At 46.6% G+C, this 17806-nt stretch carries 14 protein-coding genes and 1 pseudogene; 1 reads left to right on the top strand and 14 read right to left on the bottom strand.

Translation table 11 applies throughout. The features are described 5' to 3' along the window. Positions 1-14 precede the first annotated feature (14 nt). From ACL9RM_RS13100 to ACL9RM_RS13125, 6 genes are all read right to left on the bottom strand, one after another. Positions 15-719, bottom strand: coding sequence for an SGNH/GDSL hydrolase family protein (locus ACL9RM_RS13100; protein WP_414126354.1), 705 nt, complete (start codon positions 717-719; stop codon positions 15-17). A gap of 187 nt (positions 720-906) precedes the next feature. Next, on the bottom strand, positions 907-2172 hold the full coding sequence (locus ACL9RM_RS13105) for a YVTN family beta-propeller repeat-containing protein (protein WP_250267602.1): 1266 nt from the start codon (positions 2170-2172) through the stop codon (positions 907-909). A gap of 175 nt (positions 2173-2347) precedes the next feature. Beyond that, a complete protein-coding gene (locus ACL9RM_RS13110; protein WP_061831068.1) occupies positions 2348-3265 on the bottom strand; it encodes a PD-(D/E)XK nuclease family protein in 918 nt (305 codons plus the stop codon). 116 nt (positions 3266-3381) lie between these two features. Next, positions 3382-4692, bottom strand: a complete 1311-nt coding sequence (locus tag ACL9RM_RS13115) for a galactokinase (protein ID WP_250267601.1) — start codon at positions 4690-4692, stop codon at positions 3382-3384. A gap of 189 nt (positions 4693-4881) precedes the next feature. Beyond that, complete coding sequence (locus ACL9RM_RS13120) at positions 4882-6405, bottom strand: copper amine oxidase N-terminal domain-containing protein (protein ID WP_250267600.1); 1524 nt, start codon at positions 6403-6405, stop codon at positions 4882-4884. Positions 6406-6506: 101 nt separating this feature from the next. Then, the gene (locus ACL9RM_RS13125; protein WP_414126355.1) at positions 6507-8171 is read right to left on the bottom strand and encodes a PucR family transcriptional regulator; all 1665 of its coding nucleotides are present in this window, start codon (positions 8169-8171) and stop codon (positions 6507-6509) included. A 245-nt stretch (positions 8172-8416) separates the two neighbouring features. On the opposite strand from ACL9RM_RS13125, the gene ald reads away from it, so the two are divergent. Next, a complete protein-coding gene (gene ald / locus ACL9RM_RS13130; RefSeq protein ID WP_250267598.1) occupies positions 8417-9547 on the top strand; it encodes an alanine dehydrogenase in 1131 nt (376 codons plus the stop codon). A gap of 96 nt (positions 9548-9643) precedes the next feature. On the opposite strand, the gene ACL9RM_RS13135 is transcribed toward ald, so the two are convergent. From ACL9RM_RS13135 to ACL9RM_RS13170, 8 genes and pseudogenes are all read right to left on the bottom strand, one after another. Further along, positions 9644-10180, bottom strand: coding sequence for a mismatch-specific DNA-glycosylase (locus tag ACL9RM_RS13135; protein WP_220027161.1), 537 nt, complete (start codon positions 10178-10180; stop codon positions 9644-9646). A 14-nt stretch (positions 10181-10194) separates the two neighbouring features. After that, positions 10195-11058, bottom strand: a complete 864-nt coding sequence (locus tag ACL9RM_RS13140; RefSeq protein ID WP_069291257.1) for an aldo/keto reductase — start codon at positions 11056-11058, stop codon at positions 10195-10197. A 13-nt stretch (positions 11059-11071) separates the two neighbouring features. Next, on the bottom strand, positions 11072-12313 hold the full coding sequence (locus tag ACL9RM_RS13145; protein WP_069291256.1) for a WD40/YVTN/BNR-like repeat-containing protein: 1242 nt from the start codon (positions 12311-12313) through the stop codon (positions 11072-11074). A 146-nt stretch (positions 12314-12459) separates the two neighbouring features. Further along, the gene (locus ACL9RM_RS13150) at positions 12460-13911 is read right to left on the bottom strand and encodes a PstS family phosphate ABC transporter substrate-binding protein (RefSeq protein ID WP_250267597.1); all 1452 of its coding nucleotides are present in this window, start codon (positions 13909-13911) and stop codon (positions 12460-12462) included. Positions 13912-14108: 197 nt separating this feature from the next. After that, a pseudogene (locus tag ACL9RM_RS13155) lies at positions 14109-14376 on the bottom strand (hypothetical protein); the annotation flags it as partial. Positions 14377-14379: 3 nt separating this feature from the next. Further along, positions 14380-16476, bottom strand: a complete 2097-nt coding sequence (locus tag ACL9RM_RS13160; protein ID WP_250267596.1) for a DUF6449 domain-containing protein — start codon at positions 16474-16476, stop codon at positions 14380-14382. Next, positions 16451-17353, bottom strand: a complete 903-nt coding sequence (locus ACL9RM_RS13165; protein WP_069291253.1) for an ABC transporter ATP-binding protein — start codon at positions 17351-17353, stop codon at positions 16451-16453. The genes ACL9RM_RS13160 and ACL9RM_RS13165 overlap by 26 nt, the downstream gene beginning before the upstream one ends. After that, complete coding sequence (locus ACL9RM_RS13170) at positions 17346-17735, bottom strand: GntR family transcriptional regulator (protein ID WP_061831053.1); 390 nt, start codon at positions 17733-17735, stop codon at positions 17346-17348. Before ACL9RM_RS13170 ends, ACL9RM_RS13165 begins: the two co-directional genes overlap by 8 nt. Positions 17736-17806: the final 71 nt, after the last annotated feature.

The following is a 17806-nucleotide window of genomic DNA, read 5'->3' on the forward strand; positions in this document are numbered from 1 at the left end:
TATGTATGACCCTGTTAGCGAATCGCCAGCGGACTCTTTTGCACGATATCTATCCATTGATCAGCTATCAACTGATGCCCAACCGCTGTCGGATGAACCCCATCATGCAGCCAATAGGAGGCGTCCGCCTGGGTAGCGGCTTCGTTCAACATGCTCTGGAGCGGCACAAATACGGCCCCAAATTCGTCCGCAAGCTTACGTACAATACGCTGATACCCCGTTATTTTTTCTTGCCAAATGTCCCATCGCGCCTCGGTAGCTCCCGTTTTCAAAATAAACGGTTCACACAACACCAGCCCGATATCGGGCATCACTTCACGCGTTTCTTCCAGAAGGTGGCGATAGGCTCGTTCAAATCGGTCCGTCACCCCGGACGGCTCCTGCTCGACGATCCGCCAGGCATCGTTCACTCCGATTAGAATACTGAGCAGGTCTGGCTTCAGACTAAACATGTCCTCATTCCAGCGTGCATACAAATCCGAAACTCGATCTCCCGAAATTCCCCGGTTCACAAATTCTGGCTGCGTAGTAGTCAAACGGCTCCCCAATGCACCTGCGATCAGATACACAAAGCTCTGACCCAGCCAATGGTTCGCATCCTCATTTCGTCCCCTTCCTCCGTCTGTTATAGAATCTCCCTGAAAAAGAATACGTGCATGTTCTGTACTCATCATCTTCCTAACTTCCTCCTTCGCATTTTCCAATAATACCCTTATCATACCTCGTATCTTCTAAATTAGAAAGCGGTTTCAAAATATAGAAGAATTACAGATTTGCATTATGATATACATTTCTGTTCACCTTGCTATCTGTAGTCGCAAGTAAAAAGCCCGTCGTCACACGGGCTATCACTAATACTCCTTCTTCGGCTCCTAGGTTGAGTTCTTCCCAAGACCCCTTTCTAATTCAAGGATTTACTCCTACTGCGAATGGACGAGCTCCCACCGGGATGGTAGTAATCGTAGTTTGGGTGACTCCATCAATTACGGAAACGTTGTTATCATCCTGATTTGTTACATAGATACGATTAGTTATTGGATTGACACCTACTCCATTCGGATTATTCCCGACCGGGATCGTAGCAAGCACTGTATTCGTCAACCCACTAATTATGGAAACATTATCCGTATCGCGATTTGCTACATATATAGCATTTGTAGAGAGATTAATCCCCACTTCACCTGGAGTCGTCCCAACTGGTACGGTAGCAATCACCGTATTCGTTACTCCATCAATTACAGAAACGCTGTTACCCGTGAAATTTGACACATAAATACGATTAGTTTGTGAATTGACACCTATTCTAAATGGATTCACCCCAACTGGAATCTGGGTAATCACAGTATTTGTTGCTCCATCAATGACCGTAACGACATCAAAATTAAAATTTGCTACATAAATGCGATTGGTTAATGAATTGACACCTATCCCCGTTGGAAGAGACAGACCTCCGACAGGAATAATGGTAGCAATTACTGTATTGGTCAAACCGTTAATTACGGAAACTGTGCTATCATTAAAATTTGCTACATATATAGCATTGGTTGCAGTATTGACCCCAATTGAGCTTGCTCCATCTCCAGTAGGAACGGTAGCAATCACCGTATCGGTTAATCCATCAATTACGGAAACGTCATCACTGTTCAAATTTCCTACATAGATTCGGTTGGTTAATGGATTAACCCCTACTCCCGCGGGATTAATGCCAACAGGAATGGACACGATCACCTCATTGGTCGATCCATCAATCACAGAAACATCATTACTATCAAAATTGGCTACAAAAATGCGATTGATTGATAGGGGGCCGGACTCTGCCCCAGCCCCTAACAGCTCAGATGATACAAGCCGATGAGCCGTAACCAACTCTCCAGCTGCATTTTTTCCCCAAACGGAAATTTCAGTCTGACTTGCGGCAACACTTCCCGTTGTAAAAACGAATGAATATGCATCAAAATTTGCAAAATAATTTTTAGTAATGACTTGATTCGGAGCGACTGAGAAAGACTCAAGTACATATGACGTTCTCGATCCGTTTAATATATAGCCTTCTATCATTAGAGTCGAAAAATTGACAGAATCCTGGTTTTCGATTTTGATCGTCACCTCTTGAGTGGGTCTTATACCACTGACAGCACTATTATTAATAGGTCCAGTTGACAGAATGGCCATTTAAATGAAACCTCCTATATTCAGATATTACAGTTAAATTCCAGTCTTAAAAGACTACTAATTCTATTTGTAATATATGCAGGATTTTTAATATAAATTGGACATTAACTCAATAGAGTAAAAGAAAGACACCCATTTTAATTAAAAGGAGTGTCTTTCTTTTACTCTATTCCCCTCACACCGCTCGGTACTTACACACCTCACGAAAATTACAGCCTCCGCACGCTCTGCGTGAAGGCATCGGAGTGAAGAAAGACTCGGGCTTGGGGCGATTATAGTAATCGTCATCGAGACAGGACTTCATTTCCTCGATGTATCGTCCGACATTGCCAACTACCTTGTCGATATCCTCTTGCGCGGGACGATATACCTCATGCTCTCCTGTCATCAAATACTCCACACGTACCTCAATCTTTTCTAAAGGAAGCTGATAGTGCTCCTGCACATAGGAAGCATACAAAAAAAGTTGGTCGGAAAAATCGCCTTCCTTGCCTGTTTTCCAATCCACGATGACCATGTCTCCATTGTCTCTACGGTAGAGCAAATCCATTTTGACATACACTTTCGTCTCATGAAGGAGCATCGTATCCCACTTCTCCACTTCTACAATTCGGGCCTTTCCCTGTTGCAGTTCACGCCAAACCGCAGTACGGTACAAATTGTGTATCACCGCGTGCTGTCGCTCCTTAATAAGGGCGATCCGTTCCGGAAGCACCTCGTCGTCGTAATAAACCTCCGCCAGCATGACGCGATTTTTCGGATCTTGTAGCCATAGCTCACGGTGTAGCGATTCCTTGTAGCTGTTATTCAACATGTTCTTCATAGCTGTCTCGAGGTATGCTGTGCGCGGGATAGCCCCTTTTTCCATCCATCCACGTATGACTGATTCACACATTTGATGCGTGATATTCCCGAATAAAATATATAAGTTGCTCAGTTGCTTGAGCCGATACAACGTAACTTGCTCTTCAGTGCCCTGTGCCGAATTCCAGCCATTATGCGAGCCGTAATAATGATAATAGTATTTGCGTAAGCATTCATCGAACGTTTGAGCCCTCGATTGCGAATAGGACCAGGACGGGTATATAGCCATGACAGGCCCTCCTTCATTAAAACTATCATCTCTTTATTATAACGCAAACCTAAGCTGTATCGGCGATAAAAAGGACGAAGACTTTAACCCATGGGTTAAAGTCTTCTACTGACTGACTAGTTTGTAGACTCGCAATGAGTCCGTTCAACATGTATCAAATCACTAACATTAACGGCACCGTCCTCACGGACGTTGACAACAAGTACCGGAGTTCCCAGCATTCCGCTGATCCACTCCTTATAATCATCCACATGATCATTCGGAAGAATCGTCAAGATGACACCAGCAAAGCCACCACCATGTACTCTGCATGCGCTGTTATCTATTGACTTTAAATACATTTCGGTTAAAGCCAGTGCAACCGATACGTCTTGTTCCCGCGCAATCCCACTTCTATATACGTTTTGGAGCCATTTCCATGAGGAATTACCAGATTCGGTAACGAGCCTCAGGAAATCAGTAAAGCGTCCCTCCTCCAGTGATTTCACCTGTTCATCCACGCGTCTATTTTCTTCAAAAAAATGCAACGCCCGCAGTACTGCACGGTCTCCTGCTTTTTCCCTGACCATTTTAAGGTTGGCATATAGATCCTCCGGCAATAAGTCACGGCAAACCGAAGCGTCTAAAGACTGAGCCACTGCAAACATTTCGTTGGGCACCGCCGCATAATCGTCCGTTAAATCAGCATGATTTCCACCTGTATTTACAATAACGAGGGAATATCCGTTTTGTTCAAAATTCCAATGAACAGGATTTATGATCGGTTCCTTGGGATTTTCAAAGTCAATGGAAATCAAGCCACCATACGCGCAAGCCATCTGATCGAGCAGCCCCGACGGCTTGTTCCAATAGCCATTTTCCGCATACTGGCCAATTTTGGATTTAGCAACAGCATCTAACGCTCCCTCGTTATAAAAATGATTTAATATCGTACATATCAACATTTCAAAAGAAGCGGAAGAGCTTAAACCTGAAGCAGAGAACACATTGCTTGATATATAAGCTTGGAATCCCCCGATACGGTATCCGAATTCAAGTAGACCAGCGGCAATGCCACGGATCAGCAGCATCGTACTGTCATCCTCCGGTTTTGGCGACAAGTCGGTTAAATCGATGACGTACTTCGTCTTGTAGCCTTCAGAAAAGAATGTAATTACAGACTCCTCCACTTTAGAAGCTGCAGCGATGGTATCGAGTGTAATACTGCCTGCCAGCACCTTCCCGTGATTGTGGTCTGTATGATTCCCACCAATTTCGCAGCGCCCCGGAGCACTAAACAGTTCAATATCCCCTACACCAAAATGCTCCCGATACGCCTGTATAAGGGATTCATATCGAGTCGTTTGCTCAGAGATTTGCTGTTGACCGTACATTCGGGCAAGCACCATTTGTCCCTCTCTGGAATTCAATAGTTCCATATCTTTCATCGTATATCCCCCTAATTGTATGTGTTTTCCTATGCTGGAATGATACTATCATTATCTCAATTTTCCCTGTATGAAAGTATGGCACTTTTAAAATTTGTAAGCGCTTATTTTAATCGCTTTACTGAGCATTTTACCAATATAACAAAAAAAGAACCAGCCCCTAATTGGGCCGGTTCCTTGAATTTCTTTTTAGTCGCGTTTCAGTACATATTCCCCATCATTATTACGAGTTACTGTGGCGCCAAGCGCCTCGGCAACTGATTTGAAAGGAACATACAATGTACCATATTCATCCGTATATGGAGCTTGTGGCAGCGTCAATGTGCTTCCTTCCAATACAGCCTGTTTGGAGCCACTTTTCAGCTTAATCGTCTTACCTGTAATATCATCAATTACAGTAGTCTGTTTGGCAGCTGCATCCCATTTTAACTCGGAGTTCAGTTCGCTCGTCAGTTCACGCAATGGAATAAAGGCAGTACCACCACGATTCTCCAAGACGTAGTAATCGTCTTTAGGATCGAAAATGGTTTCTACTTTTGTAATTTCCAAATCATTTTTTAAAATGTTGTAGATCGGAGAATTCGCTTCAAAATTGCGCAGCGTTGCTCCCGGAGTTAATTCAGCTTGTTTATTCAAATCAATAACACCGTTAGAAATATCCACTTTATCAGCCGTCACACTACCATTGACGTTCCAGGATTGAGTTTCGGTCAGAATTGTGAAGGACTTCACCGGAAGACCGTCCACATCTGGCAAAGCAACCGTCAGGTCTGTCGCCGCTTTGCGAACATTTCCTTTTTCATCAAAATACATGTCGCTTTTCAGAACCGTGTTAGCACTCAGGACCGTTTTGATTTCAGGGGACTGTGCATACATGGTGCTAACGCCTACATCATACTGATCAACGGCCAGATCCAAATACTTTTTAACTTCGGTATAAGCCTCATTGACCATTTTTTCTTTGTTAGCACTCAGTTCCGCTGTTACTTTATCACTACCTTCAATATTCATGCCGGAAGCAATTGTTTTAGTCATATCAATGGCTTGCCCGATCAGCTCTTTCAAGCCTGCTTCGTCCTTAGCCAGATTCGCCAGGAACGGTTTTACCAATGTTACCAGCTCATCACCACGAAGTTCAGCATGCAGATGGGTCAGTTTCACTTTGTCTTTCTCACCGTATACTTCCTCGGTTACAGACGTTGCAGAAATGGTAGAAGGGTTAGGCGCATGCTTGAGCATAAGTGCAGCGGCTGTTTTCGTCAGTTCTCTCACGTCTTTGGAATATACATATGGATCAAATCCAGCAGGCAGACCGCTCAAACTCTCTTGCGAGTTCAAAGATATGTAATAAGGTTTTTTGGCACCTTCCAGTTGAATAGCCAAACCTTGGCGGTCTAATGCAAGTTCAAACGGCAAATTATACTTATCGATGTGCAATGTACCTTTGGCAGAAGCAAGTTCCTCTGATTGTACCTTGGCTTCATCCACAGTGACAGAAATCGAATTAATCAAATCTACGATTTCTTTATCTCCTTGCGTGATTCCTTCTTTTGGAGTCAATTTAAGAGAGATTTTCTCCGTTGTCTGCTGGGATTTCACATCAAGTGTTCCCAATAAACTTTTACTTACATCAAATCCACCTACTGCCTGGCAACCTGTCAAAGCTACCATTAACAGAATAAGAGGGACGGCGATCCATTTTTTTATATTCATATTAATCCCCTTTCAAGATATTTCCGTAATCTCTTCTATTATCTCAGTGTTAACACGCATTGTAAATGAGTAGAATGGAAAATAGAACTAGTTATTTAGAATCAATTTTCAGCCTGAAGCATCCGGTAAGCCAGTAGTGCCATTTCCAGGCAACGACGTTTGTCAGGGTCTGCCAGATTTCCCTCTATGATTTCATTAATTTTATCCAGCCGATTATAAAGGGTCTGTCTGTGAATGTACAAAATTCCGGCGGTATCACGCTTGGAGCCATGGGATTGAAAATAGGCATCCAGTGTATCCAAAAGCTGCATATGGTGCTCACGATCATGCGCAATCAGCTCGCCCAAATGGTCCTCTACGAACTCTTGTAGAAAAGGAATGCGGGGCACCGCCTTCAACAATTGATAGATTCCGATGCTGTCATAAAATAACCGATCCTTCATGACTGGGACGCTTCGTGCCACTTCAATGACCTCATATGCCTCTTCAAAACTGCGATCCGTCCCCGTCATGCGATGCCTTACCTTACCAAAGCCTGCATGAATGCGCACCTTATCAAGCTGTCCTGCGGCATAGTTCTGAATATATTGAACAGTATGGGCAAGCACTTTTTTCATTTGCGCTGCGGAACGCAGTGTTAATTCCTCCTTGGCACAAAGGATGTAGCATTGACTTCCCTTCATCATCAGCAGGTTGTGCAACGTTTCTTTTTTCAACAATGATCGAAGCAGCACTAGCACATCCTGATTGATGGATTCCTTGCGTACCTGACTGGCATCCTTGTCCTGATGTTCTACCTCAATGACCCCTGCCCAAAATAAATACTGCCCCTTCGATAACAATCGCAGGCCCATCCGGGTCTGAGCCTGTTCTTCACTGGGAAGCTGCCCGCTCAGTACATCCTGAATCAATTCATTATGATTACGCAGCAATCGGTCTTCAAGAAACTGTGTTCTCAGCACCAATGTAGCGGCTGCCTTGGCAGTGTAATCGAGTAGCAGCGACATTTCTTCCGTCGGCATTTCACTATGCAGTACCAAACCTACTGTGGAAAACACCTGACCGAAGCATACAACGGGCTGGAACAAGACGGCAGTGGATTCATTCAGGTGAAACAGCAGATGCCCCTCCCGATCGGCGGTCATACTAGATTCCACTTCATTGGCATAAAAATCTGCAATACGGTCCGCTAGATCCGGCTGGACGGAAGGTACGAATCGATTGGTTTCAATGGAAGACATGTAGATGACCTGCCGGGCTGCATAGTCATGAAGCACATGCAAGAGGGCGTTCATATCAGTGCTGCGCAGGGTTTCCTGCTGAAGCTGACGTGAAAATCGCTCCAGATCTTTTAGAAGTTCATGATGTCGGTTAATAAGTAGGGAATGAATATCTTGTGTAATTTCAACAAAACGCACTGGCTGCTCAAATACGATGACCGGGAAGTGATGTCGTTCCGCCAACTCCAGAATTTCAGAGGGGATTTCATGAATGCTCGTGCCCAGCTCCACACACAATCCAGCGGCTTCCGAGCGGATCAGTTGCTCCATATACTCGGCACGCTCTTCCCCCTTCCGGGTGAGCCACAGGCCGGTCGTCAAAATCAAGTCATGACGGCTCACAAACGGAGAAACATTTGTGATTTCTAGCACATGGACCCAACCCACAAGGCGATGTACACCCTGTTCCCCCGCCGCCAGTTTCGCCCGCCGGAAAACGGGACGTTCCAGCACATCCACAATGGTAAATGTTTTTTTACCGTTCATCGGCATTCTCCTTATGTATATGTCTTTATGTCATTTTATATGACATATATTCATCAAAAAGTCGAGCCTTTAAGTCAGATAATCCGACAAAATGTATGATGTCAAGGAGCTTCACCCCTTGTAAACTGTACCTAATCTAACATGAATTGCATTTATCGGCTTGAGTCCATGTAACTAATCGGCAGGGCTGCGCAAAAATGATAGTGTAATTTTCTTAACAATTATTTTTAGGAGAGGTGAATGAAATGAAAATTGGGGTTCCGAAAGAGATTAAAAACAATGAAAATCGTGTCGCTCTAACGCCAGCAGGTGCAGCTCAATTGATTCAACACGGACATCACGTATTTGTGGAAAGCCATGCAGGTGTTGAAAGCGGCTTTACGGATGGAGAATATGCCACTGCGGGTGCGACTCTTGTGCAGCAAGCTGCGGACGTGTGGTCCCAGGCGGATCTGATTATCAAGGTAAAAGAGCCGCTCTCCTCTGAATACGGATATTTTCGACCAGGATTGATTTTATTCACCTATCTACATTTGGCTGCCGAGCCAGCACTGGCCCGCGCTTTAACAGACAACGGCGTAACCGCCATTTCCTATGAGACGCTAGATGTTGAAGGCAGCCTCCCGCTGCTTACTCCGATGAGTGAGGTTGCCGGTCGAATGGCTGTACAAATTGGAGCACAACTGCTGGAAAAACCAAAGGGTGGCAAAGGCATTCTGCTGGCAGGTGTACCGGGGGTGAAACGCGGTAAAGTGACCATTATTGGCGGAGGGGTGGTCGGTACCAATGCTGCCAAGGTCGCCATCGGTCTCGGGGCAGATGTGACATTGATCGACCTGAGCCTGCAAAGACTGCGCCAACTGGACGATATTTTTGGCAATCAGCTCCATACGCTGGTGTCCACCCCGTCCAACATTGCTGAAGCCGTGGCGCAAAGTGATTTGCTGATCGGTGCTGTCCTGATCACTGGTGCCAAAGCTCCGCGGCTCGTAACGGAAGCCATGGTACAGACGATGCAGCCCGGCTCTGTGATTGTGGATGTGGCCATCGACCAGGGCGGCATAGTCGAGACGATTGACCATATCACCACACACGATCAGCCTACCTATGTGAAGCATGGCGTCATTCACTATGCGGTAGCAAACATGCCGGGCGCGGTACCGCAAACCTCGACGCTCGCCCTGACGAACGCGACGCTCCCCTTTGCTCTCCAGCTCGCAGATTTGGGTGTGCAGGAGGCGCTTCGCAGAAGCAAGCCACTGCTTAGCGGCACCAATGTCCTGAACGGACATATTACCTACGAAGCGGTTGCACGTGATCTGGGATATCCTTATGTTCCCGTGGAACAGGCATGGCAGGCGAAAGCCTTACAATAGAATAGAAACAACTCAAAGAACCACACGCTCTTCCCAGCAGGGACTGAAGCGTGTGGTTCTTTTTGTGCTAGCTGTATCCACCGTACTTACTGCATTTCAGACGATCTCTGACGAAAGGAACGTTTGGAGATGGCGATAAATATCTGTGATTTCGTCTAGCGACATGCGCACCAGTCCGCTAGACGAAGGCGCCACAAATTCATGCATCTCGGGAATGAGCGGTTCAGGCTGAAATCCCCAATTTACTTTGGATTTTTTACTGTATTCGGTGTACACGCCTTTGCCGACAAAGCAAGCAACCTTCGGGCGGTATTCCTTTAGCTTCTCGTATAGCTTCAGACGTCCTTCGGCGTATTCCTCGCGTGCAATATCCTCTACTCCCCTCGTGGGACGGGAAACAATGTTCGTAAAGCCGAAGCCCAGCTTTAGCAGCTCCCGATCTTCCGATGGATCGTACAAGCGAGGTGTCAAGCCTGCTCCCTCCAGTATGCGCCAAAATCGGTTGCGCGGATTCGCATAATGATGTCCTACCTCGCCTGATTTCAAGCTGGGATTAAAGCCGATGAATACAACGGATAATCCATAATCCAGATGATCATCTACCTCATGCAGTTCTGTCTCTCGCTCTGTCATGGGCTCCTCCTTCCTCAAACAATATCCAGCGGCTGCTTCCGCGTTGGCGGAGGAAAAACTTCGTCTATTTGTTGAAGTTGTTCAGGAGTGAGCCGAATACTTGCTGCCGCTGCATTTTCTCGTACATGCGATTCCTGCACCGCCTTCGGAATTGCCCAGACATCACCGTCCCGTATGACCCAAGCGAGCGCAATTTGGGATGGATTTACCCCGTGGCTGGCAGCAATGTCTACCATAACAGGATGTTCCAACAGCCCCCGTCGCAGGCGGCCACCTTGGGCAATCGGGCAATAGGCCATCACAGGCACCCCATGCGTACGGCTCCAAGGTAGCAGATCATATTCGATGCCCCGCGAAGCTGCGTGATACAGCACTTGGTTGACAGCGCAGGCTTCGCCTCCACTCAGGCTCCATAGCTCCTCCATGTCGGACTTGTCCAGATTGGACACTCCCCAGCTGCGGATTTTGCCCTGCTCACGCAGTTTTTCCATACCTTGTATCGTCTCTTCCAGCGGAATATTCCCACGCCAATGCAACAAATACATGTCCACGTACTCCGTTCCCATTCGGGTTAGGCTCGCTTCGCACGCTTGAGCCAGTCCTTGGCGGTCCGCATGATGAGGATACGCCTTGCTAACAAGATAGACATCATCCCGGCGACCCCGAATGGCCTCTCCGACGATCTCTTCTGCGCCGCCCTCCGCATACATTTCAGCCGTGTCCACCAGCGTCATGCCCAGCTCCAAGCCAAGTTGAAGCGCGCGCACTTCTTCCTGCCGGAGTGACGCTTTTTCACCCATATGCCACGTGCCCTGCCCGATTAGCGGCACATCACGACCGTCAGTCCAGGTAATCACACTTTTCTTATGTTGGCTCATATGCATTCCCTCCTTAGGAGCCTGATGCCACAGGCTTGTCAAATACATGGCTCTGCGCCCAATGCTGTCCACCATCCGAGGTGGTATACATGACTGGGGCCTGCTCTGAATCCGAGAAAATAGCCCAGCCTTCCTTGGCATTTGCCATCCCGATTTGCTGACCACCATAACCGTCAAAGCCTTGCTTGCCATTGTTCCACGTCTTGCCGCCGTCAGTCGTCCAGCCGATGGTATTGGGCTTGTCGCACGGTGCGCAGTAGCCGCCCATCCATGCGGTATTGCTATTAACCGCATAGAGCATACCTGGTGCAGCCCCTTCATTTTTGGGAACCTGGTTGTCTTGCTGGCTAATACCTGGTGCCGGACCGCCGCCAGCAGTGGTATTCGCCAGCACAGCACGCCAGCTTTGTCCACTATCGGCAGTATGCCAAAGCGAATACGACGTCTGATTCATCCCCGTATCGCCAACCAGCTCGATCCATGCGTTGCCACGTTCTACCGAACGAATAATGGCTCCATTTAGTGGCGCCTCCGTTGTCCGTGACATGACAGTAGTCCACTTTTGGCCCCCGTTAACCGTGTGTAAAATCTGAAACGAACGGTCTGTGTCCTGCGTAACTGCCCAGCCGTTTTGCTGATCATGGTAATATGGCTGTCCTACCAAGTGGCCAGGCACGGGGAGCGAGGACCAGCTTTGCCCGCCATCCTTCGTATATTGGTTGCCACTGAACCCTTCCTTGGATGATACAAAGTGTAAAAAGCCCGCTTGCCCTTGCTCAGGTACAGTCCCGACAACCTCCCAGCGTTTGCCGCCATCGCGAGTGGCCAGCAGCGTTCCGCTATCTGCCATAACAGCCCAAGCCTGCTGCCCGTTCAAGGCAAAAATCTGCTGAACCGTACCTTGGCCCTGATATTGCACATTCCACGTCGATCCGACTGAACCGGATGCAGCCGCGTCCGTTCGGGCAATCCAGCCATTTCCGCCGATCCAGCCGGATTGGCCGTCAATCAAACGCAACGCGGTAATATTGTCCATGCGGACCTTCGCTTGAGTAGCATCTGTGGTTGCTTGTCCTCCTGTTTTCGGTGTATCTACAGTCGCTCCCGAACCATTCGCTTGTGCCGAGGCGGCACCCTTTTGCTCATTTTGAGCCGTTTGTCCTGTTTGCGAACTTGGTTGTGAGCCTGTTTCACACCCCGCTGTCACTATGGCTACGGCGAGTAAAAGCACCCAGACCGATGTTTTTTTCTTCATTTTCGTTCATCCCCTTATGTTGGTGATATACATGGCTGTGCGGGTATTGTATTCACAGCCATGTATATTCTATGTATTACCCTGCTGTCTTCGTTTCACTCTTAAGGTGAATATACGGTGACTGTATGCGAATCATCGTTACAGGATTACGAGTTTACAGGAACAAAGCCACCCTTTTCGATGGCCCGGGTTCCTGCTTCGCTTTGCAGCCATTCGAGTAATCGTTGCATCGAAGGGCTTGGTTTCTCGCCTTCCCGTGTGACCACGAACAGTTGAGCTGTGAATGGATATTGTTTCGAGCGAATGTGCTCTTTGTTCGGCTCCACTCCATCAATAGATAAAAATTTGACCTCTTGACGATTATGCATCACATTTGCGAAATAATAAAATGAATAACCGAGCGCATTGTGATCCTTGTTAAAATCTGCGACTGCATTAATCATTTCACCCATTATACCAATTCGGAGTTCCCGAGGAGGTTCAGCCATGTCATGACCTTTCATCACTTTCTTTTGCATATATGTTTGACTTCCTGAATTCTCCTCCCGCTGATAAGCAACGATCGGCTGATGCTTTCCCCCTACTTCACTCCAGTTACGAATAGATCCTTCATATATGCTGCGTACCTGCTCCGAAGAAAGTCCGTTAACTGGATTGCCTTTATGAACGAGAAAAATAAAAGCATCCAACCCAATGGGTGTAAGCTTCATTTGAATTCCCCGACTTTTTGCCAGGCGTAATTCCTCATCAGATGGACCCGCCACCAGTATCAAATCCGCCTTCTTTTCAATCAGATTGACATAAGCCTGATGTGTTGTGTTGAATCTCAGTTCGTGAGCCGCACGAACCTTGTTCATTCCGGTCAATTCATGCAGCATATCCTGCGCGAATGGAATGGCCGCTGTAGCTCCATCTACTACCGGGAAATCCCTTTCCGCAATGTACGGACGTTGAGGAAGCATGATCGTAATCACCAGCACAATAATGAGCGCAGCAGATATTGCAGCTACAACCCATTGCCATCTATGGTCCACCTTTCCGTGCTTGTCGGTCACCGCAGGATAACGATCTACCCCAACCCCGACTACCATGCCAGCTATGGGTAGCAGTGCGATCAGCAAAAACCAGATTCCGCTACGCTGTGTATATAACCCCAATACCTCTAGTACAGGTTCTGCCCAAGCGTGATAAAGTGAAAACAGCTCCCACGCCCCTCCCACTTCAGCAGGTTGGCCACCAGACCCTTGTATGCCTACAATCCACAACCACAGCCCACATAATAATGATAATAGCCCAGTCAGCATCAGCGAAAGCTTGCCCATGCTAGACATACGCGCACTCAAGGCACCATAAGCTGCAAAAATGAGACCGATAATCCATGCATATAGAAGTAATATTACAAACACAGTTGTATCTGTGACACCTTCATGCCTCAGCAGAAGCTGCACTTGGGGTGCCACAACCATACTCCAAACTACATTAAACATGACTGAAAACAATCCAAACATAAACGTACCGCCCAGCCATGGCCAAAACCATGCTATCCGCACAGACTCATCCTTTTCCGGCTTGGTTATAACTCTCTTTGGATCAGACATGTACATCCCCCTATATCTAATGAATGAAATGAGACTGTAAGCCATTGCTTCTTCATTGTACAATTATGGTAAAGATTAGTATACGAGAGGAGGATAAAAATGTCCTTATCCGATCATCCGAATGAGGAGGCACTCAAGCTGCGTATGGCAAAAAAGGCCTCCCCCACGGGAAAGACCTTTTTGGTATCGAATCTTCTTTATATCGCTCTGGCATGGATCAAAAAACGGTGCTGCTTCACGTCCCAGTACCCATCACGTTGGATATCCAAATACAGCCATACAGCTGTTCTATATATTTCTCTGGCTGAAAGTCTGCAATCTGCCATTCAATGGCTTTTAAATAGTAAACAAGTGCAAAATACGTCGTACCTCCGTTGGCGAAAATGACTCATGCTTATTCAGCACAAGATCGAACCCGGCATCGCCAAACGGAGGGGATTTGTCATCCTGTATAGCCATATCGTGGGCTTAAGGAATTGCTGGTAAAGCCTTTGCAAGCTCCGGTGTCATATCGTTCGGAGTAAAATAGTAATAGCGTGTATGGGGATCTGAACTAAATAAAGGTTTGATCTTGACCTGAACCAGGTAAGTGCCTTTCGTCATATTTGGAGTATAGCTATTAGATCTACGCTTTTCCAGTACAGTGCTCCACAGCTTCGGGTCTTCAATCGTTATTGCTTTATGCTTCTGTTGGATGCTTTTAAATAGCTTATAGTCTTCAATATACTGATTGGGTTGATAAGGTTCAAGCTCTTCAGTAATAATAGGAACAGCCCGTATCGAAAAAATATCCTTGGCATCAATGATCACCTTATCCGCATACCCCTTTTGCTCTAGCCAACCTGTAAGCTTGTGATATGAAGCCGGCCAATCAAATGAAAATTCACGAGTCCAGCTCGGTTCGTTATTGGTAAAGGATGACTCTTTGTTTGTAATAGAAACACTCCCTAGGGGATATCGATGTGATTGCATTTCGCTATAACTCATATTTAATACTTCTTCTCTGAGTATATCTTCAAATTCACGTGCTTCTTTGGGATTGGTTAAAACCACTCGTCTTTCATTATCATCTACGGATTGGATATTAATCGTCTCTGCTTTTCCTTGCAGCTTATCCAACTTGTACCTCACCATTTTGTAAGGCTCTGCTTCCATCACTTTAGTCAGTTCTGTCCGGAAGGGCTTCTCCGGGAATGTATAGCGGCGAGTCATGGTGGAACCATCATCCAAACGGTAGACTATGACTGCCGATTCGACGGCCAGGTTTTTGGACAACGTTTTCTCGCCAGCTGCATGTGCACGTACAAGTTCACGATGTAAATTTAGCACAGAGGCGATATAAGCCCTGTCTTGGGAGTAATAAGCTTCTGTTTGTGCATCTCCCCCTAGAGGCTCCTCTTGCCCCACATAAACCTTTTCTACGGAGTGAGCTGTTGGAATCCGTCCCTCATAACCCAACCAACCTGAAATCGGGATATATAGTACCAGCCCCATGATCACACCGTAAACAACCATTTCCACCAAAGCACGAACACGCACAATTTGCCACGTCTTGCGGATGACCATCTCTACAACGATGTAGCCTAAAATAGCTCCAAGTGTATACCCAAAAATCGACCAATTTACTCCTCTTGTACCTGCATTATAAAAATAATCACCTAGTACTAGCATGGCGCATAGTATAACCCCTGCCTTGAACAAAGGCTGTAAGAAAGGAAATGCTATGGCCTGAGTCGCCTTTTCGACCAAGCGTATACGATACAAACCATAACTCAAGGCGACAAACAGCAGAGAGATACCTAAATAGGCAAGTAGCTCTATGTAGGAAAAGGCGCGCTGCGGCAAGTTCTCCATAATGCGTACAAACGGCGATAAGTTTTCCCAAACATTATTATTGCTACGAAACTCCGAACCGTTAATATATTGGACAACGGTTTCTCGCACCCGCACATAACCGTATAAATTACGTTCCAGAAAACGCCCCATCATCATGAATAGAAACTGAGGCAATAGCAGCAAAACATACACCACTACGGTCTGTAGCAACGATTGTCCCACACAAGTCCCTACAAACACGGTAAAGGTAAACAGGAAAATCGTAAGGACTGATACGACCAGAGCCCACGATCCAATATCATGGATATGGAAAATATAAGGCAGTTTGACTGACGTGTTAACCCAAGCAGTTACTCCCGCCGTCAGCCACACAGGTACAAGTAAAAGAATAAGACCGCTAATGAAATGTGCCGTTAATAGATGCTCTCTACGCAAAGGTAGGCTATGATACAAATCGGATGGCCCCTGTCGCTGAACAAAACGAAGCAGCATCACGCCTGCCAGCACCGGTACGGTCATTAAAATTAATTTTTGCAATTCATTACCCGAGTTTGTGCTATCGAACAAGCTTTTTAAAACCACTCGCGGTTGTTCATCACCAATGCTCATAAACAATGGCAGCGGTACTGTAAACAGCAATCCCGCCAAGTACAATAGACCGATCCAGCCATGCTGTCTCAAGCATTGGCGAATTACGCCGCCGCTACAGAAGAATCGGTTGGATGTCATAACCTGCGTCCTCCATTTCATAAATGAAAATTTCCTCAAGCGTCAGCGGCAACAAATCGAATACATGCGGCTCATACGCTTCAATTGTCTCTGCAATCCGCTCTCGCTCACCCCGGATAATAAGCAGCAGAACACTGCCCCTCCGCTCCTTATGTACGACCGAAAGTTGGCCACAGACAGCTTCCTCATGCATGCTGTCCCGAAAAGCAACCTGCACCTTATGCGTATCAGATTTGAGGTCGTCGACCTCTTTTTCCAACAGCATCCGTCCTTGGTGCATAATGCCCACATGATCACACATGTCTTCAATCTCACGCAAATTATGAGATGAAATTACGACGGTCATCTCACGTGCAGCGGTTTCTTGGAACAAGAGATTTTTGATCATTCTGCGCATCACGGGGTCCAGACCATCAATGGGTTCATCCAAAACCAGCAGCTCAGGCATACAGCTCAAGGCAAGCAAAAAAGCGGCTTGACGCTTCATCCCTTTGGAAAATCGGTGAAGTTTGCGCTTCGGGTCCAGCTTAAAAATACCTGTTAGCTGTGTGTAGCGTTCTTCACTCCAACTTGGATAAATAGAGCGGTAAAACCGGGCCATCTGACGAATTGTCGCTTGTGGGAAGAAATAGGGAGCATCCGGCAAAAACAGAATGTGCTGCTTGACTTCAGGCTGCTCATATACCGGCTGTCCACTGATTAACACCTTGCCAACATCGGGTCGGTAAATCCCGGCAATAATTTTGAGCAAGGTCGTTTTCCCAGCTCCGTTCGAGCCCAGCAGTCCAAAAATGGAGCCCTTCTTTACCGTAAGGGCTAGCTGATCAACAGCTTTTTCTTCTGTAAATGTCTTTGTGACTTCCCTTAATTCAATCAAGGGACATCCCCCTTTCCTTTGTTTGTATAGCTTCCACGTATATGTCGTCCACTTCCTGCTGTGTAAAACCGAAATGGACGGCTTCAATCATCTGGTTTAACAATGCCACCCGAATCTCATCCCGCTTGATTTGTTGTGGCTGATGCTGGGCAGGTGTGACAAAGCTGCCTTTGCCTTGAACGGAATAAATGTATCCTTCTCGTTCCAACTCTCGATATGCCTTCTGAATCGTATTCGGATTCACCGTGAGCTGAGCGGACAATGTCCGTACGGAAGGCAATTGCTCATCCGGCTGAAGTGATCCGTACACGATCATTTCCTTTACCCTGTCCATAAGCTGTTCGTAGATCGGCTTGCGGCTGCGGATATCCAGCTCGAACATGGACTTCCTCCTTTCAAGACTTATTCTGATTCACTTGTATATACTGAACTGTTCTAACTGTACTATCATTA

The organism is Paenibacillus sp. S29 (assembly GCF_049319765.1).
In the GTDB taxonomy this organism is placed as follows: Bacteria; Bacillota; Bacilli; order Paenibacillales; family Paenibacillaceae; genus Paenibacillus; species Paenibacillus polymyxa_B.